Origin of the sequence: Psychromonas sp. Urea-02u-13, assembly GCF_002835995.1 — a bacterium.
Classification (GTDB): domain Bacteria; phylum Pseudomonadota; class Gammaproteobacteria; order Enterobacterales; family Psychromonadaceae; genus Psychromonas.
On record NZ_PJBZ01000107.1, the window covers coordinates 1 to 15,269 of the forward strand.

The following is a 15,269-nucleotide window of genomic DNA, read 5'->3' on the forward strand; positions in this document are numbered from 1 at the left end:
TAACAATGTCGTTGCCACTGCCAGCTATAATCTCATCGTTTCCTTCTCCACTTAAAACAATCGTATTAGCACCGTTTACAGTGATCAAATCATCATTACCTGATCCTACGACTAACGTTTTATTATCACCATTGATGATGACTTCATTTACGTTATCTGCACTGATAGCAACAATGTCCGTTGCTAGTCCCGTTGAATGATACATGAATCCATACTCTTCAATACTAAAGTCATTTTTTTCAAGCACTTCAACAACTTCAGGTGTTAGCTCTATTGAAATCAGTTCATTTACATAATCATAAAGATTTAAGTCTGCTTTTAGATAACCAATAGGATCGTTTTTGATTAAGAAAACTATATCTTCTAATAACGTTATTTTGTCAGGGGTGGTTGCGACTTCATTTTGAATAAAAGTCTCTAATGCTTGATAGGAAATTACGGGTTCTGATTCAAAATCAACAGTGATTTTATCAAAATATTGATTTAATCTTGTTTGCCCAACAAGAAGCTCATAAATATTATTTTGGAATTGTTCATATGCATTAGCGACTGCTTCGAATGCACTTTCTACAGGTTCGCTTGAAATACTCCCACCTCCAGCCATAATCCGGACATTTTTAAAGTCATCATTACCAAAAAAGGATGATAGAAGATTTATTTTATTACTTAATTCAGCAGATAATTCTTGTGAATGAAATTCAACCCCAGTGCTTGTTATAATTAAATTTCTAGCCTCATCTACCCAAGAATTAGTTACTAGTGTACCAACTTGCCATGTAACAAGTGCATCTAACGTATCTTCATTGTTTGTGCTCGCCCAAGCATTAACAATTTGATCCATAAATGCCAATTGCTCTGAGCGCGAATTGCTTTCAGAAAAATTTGTTATCAACTGTTTAAGTTGTTCATTCTCAGCCATAGAATAATGAAGCGTATCAACACTACCCATTCCTGTAATATTAGCTAGGTTTAATACTGATTCATCTAATGTGATATTACTGTGGTCAAATTTTGTATGAAGGCTATTTACCTCAAGGTTAACATCATATACTTTGGATTCACTACCATCAGTCATCACGATACTAGCTGAGCTAACCTCTTGGTATCCAGGTTTAACTTCCCCTGAGAGGGTTTCTGTCAATTGAATTTCAGATATGCCAAGATCTTGCAAACTGAATAGTTCACCAGCGTCCGTTACTCCATCTTGGTTTAGATCCCGCCAAACTTGTAGGCTTTCAAAATTCGTATCGCTGGCATTAATGACATTATCGTTATTTGCATCTAAATCTCTTAAAGCATCAAAACCATCTTTGGCCTTTGTGCCATCCAGCTTGGTATAGTCATCGCCAAATAGCTCACTTCCATCTGCTATTTCCCCATCTTGATTTTTATCATAAACAAGGAAACCATCATCAGCATTTGCCCAACTCATTTTATTAGCGATACCGTCACCATCAGTATCGAAATAAACTGACTCAGCATTAATCTCTACCCCATCCCCATCAAGATCTAAAATCAGTGGATCTCTATAACGACGAGAGCTAGTCGTGGAGTCTGGTATTTCGCCAATTGCTTCAGAAATCAAAGTGGAAATTCCCGTTGTGCATGCATGCCTAATATTTTCTTTATCTGTATTCGTTCTATTATGAATCATGTCTGAATACGATTGTAATCGGTTGGCAATTTCCTGTTCTGCTTCAACTTTAGGACTAAGACCTTCAATAAACTGATTCCAAACTCTACCCATAAAAAAACTCGTAGGAACAAGAGATACCGCTCCTTTCGCAGCGGCCTCACCGTAAGCTCCAACAGCTTTTTCTACTGCTTTTAAGTTCTCCGCACTAGGATCTGCATATCCTTTTTGGCAAGCCTCAACCAAGTTGGACTCTGCTTGATTAGCACCAAAGTAAGACTGACTTGCACCAAATAAATTAAATGACATTTTTATTCTTCCTTACATAGTTATTGTTGAGTACAGTTTTTATAAAATTGTGGATTCAGAGATTGGATCAATTTCAACCTCTCTTTTTTAAATTTATGAAATGGCATAGAAAGATTTCGCTGAAGGTTAATATGTGCGCATCCATCAAAAAACTCAGACTTAAGTAGTATCTTTGTCAGTTTTTCAGTATTTTTTTCTTCAACTACCCAATCAGAGAAATGTTTTTTTAAGAAATAAGCTTCAAAAATAGACAACGACGACTCAGATGCAACTTGCAATTTTAGTAAATATTTCGATGCATATTCCTTAAAGTGAATTGGATACTTCTCGTTAACATTTTGTTTTTCATACCAAGTAAAAAACTCTTGTGTAGCAACAAAGTATTTAGATTCTGCATTATCATATTTAGCTGACTGTTGAAAATATTTAATATAATTTCTATCACCTAAATACTCCCCACATAACAAAGACAACCAGCCTAAATCATGCTGTGCTTGTGCGTACGATCTAATATTTTTGCTATTCGCAAGGGACACTCTTTTTGATAATGCAAATGATTTATGCAGATCTTTTTTCACTAAATAACCAAGCCTATAGAATGTAGATGACAACATATACCGCGAGCCGTTTGCATTGTCAGTTTTTGCAGCCATTTGTATATCGTTAAAGTCCTTAAGTGATAATATGCTTGGCAACCCTTTTTTTAGCTGTAGATCACCAATAAAATCATTCGCACAATCCTCTGCATTGGCTAACACATTCACACTTGTCAATAGCAACGATGCGAATAACATAATGAGTATCTGCTTGTTTCTAGTGATCAGTTTCTTATTTAACATTACCTATCCTTGTTGTTTTTTAAATTTCATAATGATTATTAACCAGCTATCCAACCTGACTCACCCACAATCTTGCATATTTCTGTTGTTCTTTAATTAACTGCTGATGATTTCCCGACTCGACTAATTGCCCTTTTTCAACCACAAAAATACGATCACATTGGTTAATGGTATTTAAACGGTGGGCAATACTGATAACGGTTCTGTCTTTTGTGATTTCTGGTAAGCGGCTAATAATGGCAGCTTCCGATTCATAATCGAGCGCACTAGTTGCTTCATCTAATACTAATATTTTGGGGTTAGTAATTAGCGCGCGTGCAAGTGCAATACGCTGTTTTTGTCCACCGGATAAATTACTGCCACGCTCGCCCACTTGGGTATCGTAACCTTGCGCTAGCTCTTCAATAAATTGATGCGCGCCCGCTAACTGCGCAGCATATAAAAGCTGTTCTTGAGAAGCTTGTGGGCAACATTGTTTGATATTTTCAGCGACGGTGCCTGAAAAAAGGTGACTGTCTTGTAATACAATGCTCATGTTACGACGTAGCTCAACGGGGTCAGCAATGGCGAGGTCTAATCCATCTACGTACACTTCGCCTGAGTTGGGATTATATAAACGCTGTAATAACTTAGTCACGGTACTTTTGCCTGAGCCTGAGCTACCAGTAATACCAATAAACTCACCCGCTTTAATGTCAAAACTTAAATTACTGAGCACTTCCGGTGCATCACTGTGGTAACGAAAACGGACTTGTTTGAAGCTAATTTGACCTTGTACTTTGGGGTTTGAAACAAGCCCTGCACTGCCTACCTCGGTTGGCTCAGATAAAATATCACCAATGCGATTTAACGAGATAAGGGTATGCTGAAAGTCTTGCCACACTTGTGCGAGGCGCAAAATAGGTTGTGTTACTTGCCCAGCTAACATATTAAAGGCGACTAATTCGCCCGCGGTTAAATCACCTGACATCACTAACTTTACACCCCACCAAAGTAATAGTGCGGCGGTAATTTTCTGGATAAAACTGATACCTTGTTGTGCCCAAATACTGGTAATGCGCGCTTTTAAACCCGCTTTTAATTGGTGCGCTAAACTGGTTTGCCACTCTTTAATAAAACCCGCTTCAATGGCGCTGGTTTTAATAGTTTCGACCCCTGTTATCGCTTGATTTAAAAAGGCGCTGTTATCGGCAGAACATTCAAAATGTTTGTTTACACGCGAACGTAATGTCGGGCCAACGGATAACCAAAAAAGGAAATACACCACTAACGAGCCGAGCACTAACCAGGTTAACTTAGGCGCATAGGCAAATAACACCGCAATAAAAATGAAGATAAACAGAAAATCCAGAATCATGGTGAGCGCCGAGCCAGACAGAAATTGCCTGACTTGGTCCATCTCTCTGACACGCGCGGTGATTTGTCCTGTTTGTCGTTGATTGTAAAAAGACATGGGTAATGCCAGCAAGTGACGATAAAGGCGACTGTTTAATTCTGAGTTTAATTTGCAGGCAAGGTTGGAGAATAACCACGAACGCAAGAAAGAAAATATCGGTTCAAACAGTGCAAGTGCCATCAACGCAAAGGCTAATACTTGCAAGCTCGATAAACTGCGGCTCACCAATACTTTATCAATCACATTCTCAAAAACCAGTGGCGTCACTAGCGCAATTAATTGAATAAACAATGAAATTAATAACACACTTTTTGCTTGTTTCATGTGTTTAATAATGGAAGGAATAAACCACGAAAAGCCAAACTCAGTGGCCGCCTTGGTTAATTGTTTTTCTGCTAATAAAATAACGTGTTGATGGCTATGCTCTGCCCACTCTTCGTTACTCATGGTGATCATATCCAAAGTCACTGGATGCTGTAATTCAACCGTTTGTGCATTGCAAGATAACATCACACAATATAAGCCGTTTATTTGAGTTAAGGCGGGCATCGGTAGCGTGTCTAAACGCGATAATTCTACTTTTTCAATACGCGCTTTAAGTCCTATCCAGTCTGCACAACGGCAAATATCTAGCTCACAGGCTTGGCCTTTTTGTAGCCCTAAACGATGAATTAAGGTGCGCGGTGAAACCGATTTATCGAATTGTTCAGCTGCCAGCTTTAAAGACAGGATGCCGTGATCATTATTTAGTTTATCCACGTTTATCGCTCTCTCATTGCTTCAGATTGATATTGCTGTAATGGGCTGAGTAAATATTCAATCACGCGGCGATCGCCCGTGGTAATTTCAGCCATCACACTCATACCGGCAGACAATGCAATCAAGGAATCTTCAACCAAAATATCACTGCGGTGTAATCTAATTCTTGCGGGAAATACAAAGCCAAGTTGCTCATCTTGAACGGCGTCTTGCGATATATGTAATACTTCACCGGTAATGGTGCCGTACTTCGTAAAAGGAAAGCTATCTATTTTAATTTCAACGGCTTGCCCTGCTAACACAAAACCAATGTCTTTATTAAGCACATTCACTTGCGCTTCTAATATTGCGTTACCAGGCACAACCACCATTAGGGCTTGTGCTGGTGTGACAACCCCACCTAACGTATGAATACTGAGTTGCTGCACAATGCCATTCACTGGAGAGCGTAAGGTTTGACGACGTAAGTTCTCTTGCGCTTTTATAAGCTCTTGCTGTACTTGCGATAAATTTATTTCAACTTGATTCAGCGCGGCATAATATTCACGACGCTTTTGTGCTAATAAACTGTCGATTTGCTCATTGGTACTATTGTGCTGTGCTTTTAATACCGCTTGCTGCGCAATCAAGCTGTTAATTGAACGGTTAACTTCTAATAGCTCCTTTTCTTGCTCTAATAGCTCTACTTTAGCGATAGAATTAGAGGAAGCCAGTGTTTGTCTTGCGACTAACCTTTCATGAATATTGCCTTTTAATTTTCGCAATGAAGTAGCGTCATGATGATTGGCTTGTTGTTGACTTAGGTTGACAGATAACTCTGCCTGTAACTGCTCAACCAAAGCATCGGTCTCTTCAACTTCACTGTTTAAATGCGCTTTACTTTTTTTGATTTGAAAAGTACTTGCCTGCGTAGGCGCTGTAAACGAGGTTAACGGCTTATCGCTGAGTAGTGCACTTAACCTTGCAGCCTCCAAGTTAAAATGTAATATTTGCAGTGATAAGCGTTGTATTTCAGCTTTGATATCAACAGTGTTTAACTCTATTAAACTATCTCCTTTCTTGACACGCTGGCCATCTTTAACATTGATAGCGGTCACTTCACCTTGGCCTAAAGGTTGAATAATTTTGGAGTGGCTCGACACCATTAATTTACCTTGAGCACCCGCATGAATATCTAAACGGCCGACTATCGACCAGATTAATATGATGATTAAAAACAGCGTTAATACAATCGCAACTAATCTCGCTTTAGGTGCAGGGGGTTTTTCAAGTACGTCTAAGTGCGCCGGTAAAAATTCATATTCATCACGCTGGCGTTTAATTTCATTCATTTCATTTTTCTGGTTTTTAAGGGCATTAACGATCGCTTTGATATGTTTCATGCTGGATTTTCCTGTTGCACTTGGCTTTGCAAACGCCATAGATTGGCGTATCGGCCTTTTTTAATTAATAGCGCCTGATGTGTCCCTTGTTCCACTATTTCACCTTTATCTAAAAAGATGATGCGATCACAGTGTTTGACGGTTGATAATCGATGCGCAATGGTGATCACCGTTCTATTGGCGGTTATTTTTCCCATATTATTTAATACAATTTGTTGCGTTTCATCGTCTAAGGCGCTGGTTGCTTCATCAAAAATTAGCAATGCTGGGTTGCCTAATAAAGCACGCGCAATAGCAATACGTTGTTTTTGACCGCCAGAGAGAGAACTACCACTTTCAGCGAGTACCGTGTCGTAACCTTTTTCAAGTTGAAGCACAAACTCATGCGCCCCGGCTAATTGCGCGACGTCTACTATTTTCTCAAAGGTGGAGGTGGGGTGTTTAATGGCAATGTTATCTCGCACACTGAGGTTAAAGAGGTAGTTTTCTTGTAATACCACCCCAATCTGGCTTCTTATATAATGTGCAGAAAGTTGGTTAATCGGTTGACCATCAATCAACAACTGCCCAGATTCCGCGAGGTATAATTTTTGAATTAAACGCGTAATGGTACTTTTCCCTGAGCCTGAAGGCCCTACAATGGCGACATTCTCACCTGCTTGAATAGATAATGAGATATTTTGTAACACGGAAGGTAAATCGGGTTGGTATTTAAAACTCACTTGTGAAAAGCAAATATTACCCACTAGTTTAGTGCCGGGGGAATGGTCACTATGGCCTTCTTCTGTTGGTAGGTTTAAGACATCTCCTAATTTATCAACCGCAACACGGGTTTGTATAAATTGTTGCCAAAGTTCAACCAGTTTTGCCATCGGTTGATTGACATGGCTGACCATCATATTAAACGCGATAAGTTGACCAATGGTCATTTCAAGGTTTATCACCATTTGTGCGCCTAACCAAATCACCAGCACACCAGAAACGCGTTGCAAAAGGTTAACAGCCTGACTAACGCCTGCTTGCAGTGTCTGCGTGGCAAAATTTGTTTGCACCACCTCTTTGGTTTGTAACTCCCATTTTCTTTGAAATAACGGCTCAATCGCGAGACTTTTAACGGTTTCGCAGCCATGAATAGTTTCAGTTAAAAAGGCAGTGTTTTGTGCGCCACATTGAAACTGATGCTCAATGCGTTTCTCTAATGGTTTTGCAGTCAACCAACCGAGTAGCAGATACAGAGGCAGAATAGCGAGGATGATAAGGGTGAGTTTGGCTGATAAATAATACATTACCGCCAGAAAAACAAAAATGAAGCTGACATCAACCAGTAACGTTAACGCCGCGCCTGTTAATAAATTTCGAATACTATCGAGCTCTTTGACGCGGGTAACAATGACGCCAACTTGACGACTTTTAAAATAGGATAGTGGTAATCCAAGTAAGTGTTTAAACAGACTTAACCCTAAGCGAATATCAATACGATTGGTGGTATGTACAAACAAATATTCACGTAACCCTTTTATAACGACTTCAAATATCCCCACAGTCACCAATACTATGACTAAGACATCAAGCGTCGATAACGCGTTATGCACCAGTACTTTATCCATGACCACTTGAAAGAAGAGAGGCAGTGCTAGCGCTAAAATTTGTAGGAAAAATGATAAAACAAGGACTTCAGATAAAAGCCCCTTATAGCGTACAAATTCAGGAATAAACCAGCTTATATCAAAGTTCAATTTACTTTCAGGGATATAGATAACTTTGCTTGACCATAACGTCTGCAATTCATCAATAGAGATTACTTCTGGCGCGCTTTTATCTGCCTTTTGAATTAAGACCTTCTCTTCAGCCATTTTAGCCAGCACTGCATAATCGCCATCTACAGTCTCAAAGGCCAGTGGCAGTTTCTCTACACTAAGCTTTTTCCATTGAACACGTGATAGCTTAATATTTAAACCATATTGCTTGGAGAGTTGTTTTAAGTATTGAGAAAGCTCTTTATATTTACTATCAAACTCAATCGGTACAAGTTTAATACCATTAAGCTGGAGCAAAATATCACAACACTTTAACGCTGCAGGATTAGCACTTTTTGTGTTCAAAATAAGTCCTTTATTTTCATTACAGAAAACTAATTATTTATAAAAAATTTAAATATAATCTGCACAAAAACAGAAATAATTTTATATAAAACATATACCTATAGAAACAAGCAAACACAAATGAAAATCATTTCCATTTAAAAACAGAAAGAAGGAAAATACTTCAAAAAAATCAACAAAGCAAATAAAATCAATTAAAAAACTGCATTAAACAGCATAAGTCAGTGTTTTTTTAAAATTACACTACAAAGGTGCTGAACAACTACTTGGTTATAATTCTTAATTTTATGATTAAAAAGAAAACCATCAATCAATGATTTCCTTGGGGGAGGACTAGTCAGCATTTTGTTTTGAGATCTTTTGCTAAATAATAAAAATGAGAGAAATATAGAACACTCATATTTCAGCAACATGCATTTTCACTAATGCAGCTATTTTAAGGGCATCACTTGTCTGCGCCTTAGATAGCCCATCAATAACACCTTGTTTGTTCACTTCTGGTTGGTTTTGGCTCACTTTCCATTGCCCTGTGATTGAAGTGATATGTATTTCTAAACCAACAATCGCAGTTAACATGCGCTCAATATATTGCTCTGGCGCATCATTTATTGACCAAGGTGTCGCTTGATTTTGTTCATGTTGAACAGTTAAGTTATTTAACATATCAAGCTTAAATTGATCATCAAAACGAATGAGTAGCGTGCCTTTTACATGCACAGCGATATAATTCCAAGTGGGCACCGCCCTGCCATGTTGCTTTTTTGTTGGGTAATAATTCGGTGAGATATAACAATTAGGCCCATGAAAAACTAATAACACTTCGGCACTATCTTTGACGTTTTTCCACAGAGGATTCGCTTTAGCAATATGCCCTTGTAATACACACTCACCCGTCGAATTATCAAGAAAAAAAGGAATATGATTAACCTCAATGCCAGATTCAGAGTGTGTTATCAAACTCGCAAAGGGGTATTGGCGTATAACCTCTTGCAACTGAGTGGCATCATTTTGTTGAAACGAACTAGCGATATGCATCTTTTAACTTCCTTGTCTTAAAGAATAAATAATAAAGAAAACGTAAATACTCAGCACCCGCCAAAACGTATACTTTTCCAACGAAAACAGACAGTAACTGCTCAGGACTAAGCTATTTATGCTTAGTTCAAGGCGAAAAAACGCAGTTTAGTCGTTTAAATACTTCGTACATCCTGTACTACGCCCTTCGGGCCAACCTGCGGATGTTCAAATTTATTCCCGATAAATTTGTGAGCATTTTTAACGATGACTAAATATGTATGGAACATATTTGAATAGCTTTAGCTAGTCGCGTAGCGATGAAGTACACGGATGTACTTCATAAATAGGCTTAAATAGCGACGGCCTGAGTAGTTACAATAAACCCATTACATTTTTGCCTGAAATTGCGCTTTCACCTGTGGCCATTCGCTGTCGATAATCGAAAAAATAGCACTGTTACGAAAGCTACCATCGGGCAAAATTCGTTGATGACGTAATACGCCTTCAAAGCTTGCCCCTAAACGGCTAATGGCATTGCGTGAGGTAACATTTTGTTCATGGGTTTTAAACTGAACACGAATGGCACCTAATTGCTCAAAGGCATGCTGTAACAGACAATATTTTGCATGGGTATTAGCATAAGTACGCTGATATTGGGGTGTGATAAAGGTAAAACCAATTTCTAGGTTTCTATCTTCTCGAGTGATAGCACAATATCGTGTGCTACCCACCAGCTCTCCACTTTGATTATCAAAAATAGAAAATACAACATGATCCCCTTTCTCAACCATGGCTTGCGAATAAGTAAACCAAGCTTCACATTGTGCTTTTGAAGTACATTGATTTGGCAATGACCACGTCCATAATTCAGGAAAAGCACCGGCCTGATAAAAAGCATCAAGATGGTCTTTATTTAAAGGGCGCAGGGATATTTTATCTGTTGTTAGCGTGACAGGTTGTGGATTAAACATATTCATTCTCCTTAAATAGAGTGCTTATACTGTTCAACTTGTGGTATAAAAACAACAACCAGATTTAAAGAAACACATAGACCAAAGGTGATAATTAACCGATGAAAATGCTCAACTTGACCTTGGATAACAGTAATCAAAAACTGTATTTAAAAATCGCTCATGCCATTCGCAGTGCCATAAACAATGGCAATGTCGTAAGCACAGAAAAACTGCCTTCCACGCGGTCTCTCGCCGAGCAGTTATCCGTGAATCGTCATACTGTGATGGCCGCTTATAATGAATTGGTCGCACAGGGTTGGGTTGAAACACAGCAAAGACAAGGTTATCGCGTTGCAGAAAACCTGCCCATATTCTCCTCTACCGCGGCCAATAAACAAAAAGAAACCATGACCCATCAACACCAATGGCGTCTCGTAAAGGCGAATAACAGTGTCACGCCCGCAGCTGCAAGTCGTTATCAATTCAATTTTGCAGGCGGTAATCCCGATATTGATTTATTTCCATTTAATGAATTTAAAAGCTTTATGAACGATGCGTTAAATCGTCCTGACATTCATGAATTAAACTACGGCGATAACATGGGATTTGGGCCCTTTATTAAACAAGTGAGTACCTATTTACGTCGAGTGCGCTCCATTAATAACAAGCAAATTATTGTGGTTAATGGCACTCAAGAAGCGTTATATATTCTCTCGCAAGTATTGATTAAACATGGCGACAAAGTCGCTGTAGAAAGCTTAGGTTATCAGCCGGCTTGGAGCGCCTTTGAAAATGCGGGGGCGCAGTTAATTGCGGTTAAACAAACCGATCATGGCATTGATGTTGACCATCTTGAACAATTAATTCAAGCACATACCATTCGCTTGTTATACCTCACACCGTTACATCAATACCCCACGACCACGACATTAGCGATGAGTAAACGTCAAAGAATCTATCAATTAGCGCAGCAGTATAATATTGCCATTATTGAAGATGACTATGATCACGAGTTTCATTACAACAGTCAGCCCCTTGCCCCAATGGCAGCCAACGACCCTTCTGGTTTGGTTATTTACCTTTCTAGTTTTTCTAAAATCATGTTCCCCGGCATTCGTTTAGGCATTATCGCCGTGGACCAATCACTCTGCCAACATATCGTTAATTACCGCGCTATCATCAACCACAAAGTCAATGTGCCACTACAAGATGCGCTGGCACGATGGATGCAAGATGGAGGCTTTGAACGCCACTTAAGAAAAGCCACACGACGCTATCAAAAAAGGCGCCAGTGCATGGTTGAACTACTCAATGAATTTATTGATGAGGGTTTAAACATCAGCTTTTCAATTCCCGCGGGTGGCATGGCACTGTGGGTGAATATCGGAGGTAATGCGCAACATGTTGCCCAATTAGCCAAACAACAGAGTATTTTTCTATTAGCCGAAAATGCCTTTCATTTAGATAAAAACAACGACCAAGATAAATACATTCGTTTAGGTTTTGCAGGACAAGATGAACAGAAAATTAGACAAGGTTTGTTATTGTTAAAGTCGTTATTAAAGTAGCTGTTGAAGTCATTATTAAAGTCGCTATTAAAAATAAAGACCTTAGCATGAACCCAATAAGTGATTAATTATCTTAATGTTAGCGACCTTTATTGTATAGTGAGAGAAGCCCCATTAACCAGTGAGAAGCCTCTATTGAATACTCCTACCAACATTACTTTTGTTAATTCGATTGAAGCAATTGGGCCCGCTCACTGGCAACGTTTAAATCACTCTGCTTGCCCTTTTCTTCATTATGACTTCTTTAACGCGCTTGAAAAAAGTCAGTCTGTCAGTATTCAACAAGGTTGGCAGCCTCATCATTTAGTGGCCACAACAAATGAAGAAATAACCGCGTTAATGCCAATGTATTTGAAGAGTCATTCCTGGGGCGAATATGTCTTTGATTGGGATTGGGCGGATGCATTTAAGCGCCATGGCATTGAGTATTATCCCAAGTTAGTCGCGACCATCCCTTTTACACCAGTGAGTAGTGACAAATTACTCACAGGTCAACACCTCTCAGAGCAATCACGCTCAGAGCAAGACCAGATGAGCGCCTTATTTAAGCCATTAATCGCGCACTGCGAGCAAGAAAACATTAATAGTTGGCATATTTTATATTGTCCTGAAATAAAGAGCCCTTTACCCGAGGATGTTTATCAACGTAATACCGTTCAATTTCATTGGTTTAATCGTGATTATAAGTGCTTTGATGATTTCTTAAATACCTTCACGTCGCGTAAAAGAAGAAGCACACGAAAAGAAAGACTGACCATCGCCAAACAAGATATTCAAATTCGACAGTTACTCAATCATGAAATCACAGAGAAAGACCTAGAATTCTTTTATTTGACCTATCAATTAACCTATTTAAAACGCGGTCATCAACCTCATCTTAACGAGCAATTTTTTAAACAAATAATCACCGACATGGCGAGTAACGTATTACTGCTTATTGCCAGTCATGCTGGGGAAGATGTGGCTTGCGCATTATTTTTTTACGATGACCACCAGCTTTATGGACGCTATTGGGGCTGTACAGAGCACTATAATAATTTACATTTTGAGCTTTGTTATTATCGAGGCATTGAATTTTGCATTAACAAAAATATCAAAAGCTTTACCCCAGGCACGCAAGGTGAACATAAAATTCAGCGAGGTTTCGAACCGATATTAACGTACTCTTATCACTGGATAAAATACCCCGGCTTTAGGGCTGCGATTAAAGATTTTTGTCAACAAGAGGAAACACATCTGCTAACGTATCAAGCACAATGTCGGCAGTTATTACCCTTCAAACAATGAGATTAAACAGATGAATAACAAACCTTTTTCTCAAGCATGTGAAAATAACAAACAACCTATTTTAGATATTTTAAGCACCGTATTCGCAACCAGTCAGCATGTCTTAGAAATTGGCTCTGGCACCGGACAGCATGCGCTGTTTTTTGCGCCACAGCTAACGCATTTAACATGGCAAACCAGTGATTTGTTAGTCAACCATCAAGGCATTAACCGTTGGTTAGATGAAAGCACCTCGGATAATATTGAAAGGCCACTGGTGCTCGATTTAAATGAAAATTGGCCCGTACCTAACCAACACCTACCAGTGGATGCTGTTTATAGCGCGAATACGTTGCATATAATCAGTTGGCCTTTAGTGGTTAAATTTTTCCAAGGGCTCGCACAAAATTTACCCGCAGAAGCCTCTGTTTGTATTTACGGCCCTTTTAAATATCAAGGAAACTTCACCAGCCAAAGCAACGCATCTTTTGACCAAAGCCTTAAAACGCGAGATATCAATAGTGGGATTCGTGATATTGAAGCAATTTTGCTACTCGCAGATGATGCGGGACTGCAGTTAATCAACGATTTTGTTATGCCGGCCAATAATCAGCTATTGGTTTTTTCTAAAAAAGGGGTTGTTTAAGCCTGTCTTAAAGGACGTTCATTCATTTTGAATGGCTGATAAATAAGGCGCCAGCACAGACGCCCTTTTAAATTTTCATTGGACAATGATGAGAAAACACCACTAGGCATCTTTTTTAAAGATGAAAGACTTGATCTCATTTACGCGTTGAATCCTTTAACGCTGACGCTTATTCAAGCAATTTTTGATCTTACATTACAGTCGTTTCGCCAGAGGCGAGTTACTCTTTTCTGGCGAGCAGAAAAGAGTAACCAGAAAAGAGCTCGCCCGATTATTCCCTTCATTTGATTTCAAGATTGTTTTAACAGCACCAGTGCTTACAGAACATCCATGTCCTGAAACGCACTTATGCCTGACTTCCTGTCAGGCATTGATGCCTGCATTGTGTAATGACAAAGCGCTTTGGATTTCAATTTTTGAATGAGTGCTTAGAAATTAAGAACAAAAAATATAACCATCAAACCATTTAAACGGTTTTTTTTTGATTCAAGCTACGGGTATTCTCGATTGCTTCTCCGCACGCTTAAGCGAATAAAACTTGTGAGGAACGAAACATGGCAAACCATTTTTGTTCCGTTTAAATTTCTTGTTATAACTCAGCTATGTGCGTGAGAGTTTCTGGATAACGCTGTACTAATTTCAAAAGGGTAATTGCTTGCCCATTTGGAGCACTTCGTCCTTGCTCCCAGTTCTCTAAAGTACGAGAGGATGTATGAAGTAAACTAGCAAACACACCACGTGACATATTAAATTTTTCTCGAATATGTATTATTTCATTCGGTGAGATATCAAGTTCACTTACATCATTAACCTGATGTGTTTTAAGGGTAAGTTTCCCCTCTGAATGCTCTTTTGCTTCAACAAGAGCAGAGCTTAATTCTGTAAATAAATCACGATTGCTCATTACGCCATACCTCCATAAATGCCTTTAACTGTTTCTTTTGATCTGCGGTTAAATCCGACATTTCACTTTTCCCATAAATAGTGAGTAAATAGAAACGTCGTTTTTCATCAAGGAAGTAATAAATAACACGTGAGCCACCACGCTTTCCTTTACCCTTACTTGCAACTCGAACCTTCCGTAAACCACCAGTACCTTGAATCACATCACCCTGCTTAGGATTTGACATTAGCTCAGCTTGAAACAGCCTAAACTCTTCATCACTGAGATGTTCATCTCGGTATTTCTCAAATATTTTAGATTCTACAAATATACATTTCATGAAAAAGCATACGCAAGTAGCGTATAGAAAACAAGGTGGGATATGAATCTTGAATCTCTGTCAAAAGCTTTGTGTGTCCAATTTTTTGTTTTTAAAGATGAAAGCTTTGATCCTATTTACGCGTTGAATCCTTTAACGCTAACGCTTATTCAAGCAATATTTGATCTTACATTACA

At 38.9% G+C, this 15,269-nt stretch carries 12 protein-coding genes; 3 read left to right on the forward strand and 9 right to left on the reverse strand.

Translation table 11 applies throughout. From position 1 onward, the window contains the following. The 7 genes from CXF74_RS18955 to CXF74_RS18985 all read right to left on the reverse strand — a co-directional run. On the reverse strand, positions 1–1,942 hold a 1,942-nt coding region (locus CXF74_RS18955; protein ID WP_157822456.1), incomplete at its 3' end, for a hypothetical protein. Positions 1,943–1,962: 20 nt separating this feature from the next. Then, entirely contained in the window at positions 1,963–2,781 is an 819-nt protein-coding gene (locus CXF74_RS18960) for a hypothetical protein (protein ID WP_101084107.1), read from the reverse strand. A 46-nt stretch (positions 2,782–2,827) separates the two neighbouring features. Further along, complete coding sequence (locus tag CXF74_RS18965; protein ID WP_232772590.1) at positions 2,828–4,936, reverse strand: type I secretion system permease/ATPase; 2,109 nt, start codon at positions 4,934–4,936, stop codon at positions 2,828–2,830. Between the two features lie 2 nt (positions 4,937–4,938). Continuing rightward, a complete protein-coding gene (locus CXF74_RS18970; RefSeq protein WP_101084109.1) occupies positions 4,939–6,318 on the reverse strand; it encodes an HlyD family type I secretion periplasmic adaptor subunit in 1,380 nt (459 codons plus the stop codon). Continuing rightward, positions 6,315–8,420, reverse strand: coding sequence for a peptidase domain-containing ABC transporter (locus tag CXF74_RS18975; RefSeq protein WP_232772591.1), 2,106 nt, complete (start codon positions 8,418–8,420; stop codon positions 6,315–6,317). The genes CXF74_RS18970 and CXF74_RS18975 overlap by 4 nt, the downstream gene beginning before the upstream one ends. A gap of 396 nt (positions 8,421–8,816) precedes the next feature. After that, the gene (locus CXF74_RS18980) at positions 8,817–9,455 is read right to left on the reverse strand and encodes an FMN-binding negative transcriptional regulator (protein ID WP_101084111.1); all 639 of its coding nucleotides are present in this window, start codon (positions 9,453–9,455) and stop codon (positions 8,817–8,819) included. Positions 9,456–9,823: 368 nt separating this feature from the next. Beyond that, positions 9,824–10,408, reverse strand: coding sequence for a GNAT family N-acetyltransferase (locus tag CXF74_RS18985; protein ID WP_101084112.1), 585 nt, complete (start codon positions 10,406–10,408; stop codon positions 9,824–9,826). 101 nt (positions 10,409–10,509) lie between these two features. Between CXF74_RS18985 and pdxR the strand changes: the two genes are divergently transcribed. The 3 genes from pdxR (at position 10,510) to CXF74_RS19000 (ending at position 13,870) form a co-directional block, all read left to right on the forward strand. Continuing rightward, the gene (gene pdxR / locus CXF74_RS18990; protein WP_101084113.1) at positions 10,510–11,958 is read left to right on the forward strand and encodes a MocR-like pyridoxine biosynthesis transcription factor PdxR; all 1,449 of its coding nucleotides are present in this window, start codon (positions 10,510–10,512) and stop codon (positions 11,956–11,958) included. Positions 11,959–12,093: 135 nt separating this feature from the next. Beyond that, on the forward strand, positions 12,094–13,245 hold the full coding sequence (locus CXF74_RS18995; protein ID WP_101084118.1) for a GNAT family N-acetyltransferase: 1,152 nt from the start codon (positions 12,094–12,096) through the stop codon (positions 13,243–13,245). 10 nt (positions 13,246–13,255) lie between these two features. Next, the gene (locus tag CXF74_RS19000) at positions 13,256–13,870 is read left to right on the forward strand and encodes a DUF938 domain-containing protein (protein WP_101084114.1); all 615 of its coding nucleotides are present in this window, start codon (positions 13,256–13,258) and stop codon (positions 13,868–13,870) included. A 589-nt stretch (positions 13,871–14,459) separates the two neighbouring features. On the opposite strand, the gene CXF74_RS19010 is transcribed toward CXF74_RS19000, so the two are convergent. Both CXF74_RS19010 and CXF74_RS19015 read right to left on the reverse strand, forming a co-directional pair. Further along, the gene (locus CXF74_RS19010; protein ID WP_101084116.1) at positions 14,460–14,774 is read right to left on the reverse strand and encodes a helix-turn-helix domain-containing protein; all 315 of its coding nucleotides are present in this window, start codon (positions 14,772–14,774) and stop codon (positions 14,460–14,462) included. Further along, positions 14,761–15,093, reverse strand: a complete 333-nt coding sequence (locus tag CXF74_RS19015; RefSeq protein WP_101084117.1) for a type II toxin-antitoxin system RelE/ParE family toxin — start codon at positions 15,091–15,093, stop codon at positions 14,761–14,763. Before CXF74_RS19015 ends, CXF74_RS19010 begins: the two co-directional genes overlap by 14 nt. Positions 15,094–15,269: the final 176 nt, after the last annotated feature.

Coding starts and splice junctions, on each gene's coding strand:
- CXF74_RS18960 (WP_101084107.1), bottom strand. CDS start 2,781: ATGTTAAATAAGAAACTGATCACTAGAAACAAGCAGATACTCATTATG.
- CXF74_RS18970 (WP_101084109.1), bottom strand. CDS start 6,318: ATGAAACATATCAAAGCGATCGTTAATGCCCTTAAAAACCAGAAAAAT.
- CXF74_RS18980 (WP_101084111.1), bottom strand. CDS start 9,455: ATGCATATCGCTAGTTCGTTTCAACAAAATGATGCCACTCAGTTGCAA.
- CXF74_RS18985 (WP_101084112.1), bottom strand. CDS start 10,408: ATGTTTAATCCACAACCTGTCACGCTAACAACAGATAAAATATCCCTG.
- pdxR (WP_101084113.1), top strand. CDS start 10,510: ATGAAAATGCTCAACTTGACCTTGGATAACAGTAATCAAAAACTGTAT.
- CXF74_RS19000 (WP_101084114.1), top strand. CDS start 13,256: ATGAATAACAAACCTTTTTCTCAAGCATGTGAAAATAACAAACAACCT.
- CXF74_RS19010 (WP_101084116.1), bottom strand. CDS start 14,774: ATGAGCAATCGTGATTTATTTACAGAATTAAGCTCTGCTCTTGTTGAA.
- CXF74_RS19015 (WP_101084117.1), bottom strand. CDS start 15,093: ATGAAATGTATATTTGTAGAATCTAAAATATTTGAGAAATACCGAGAT.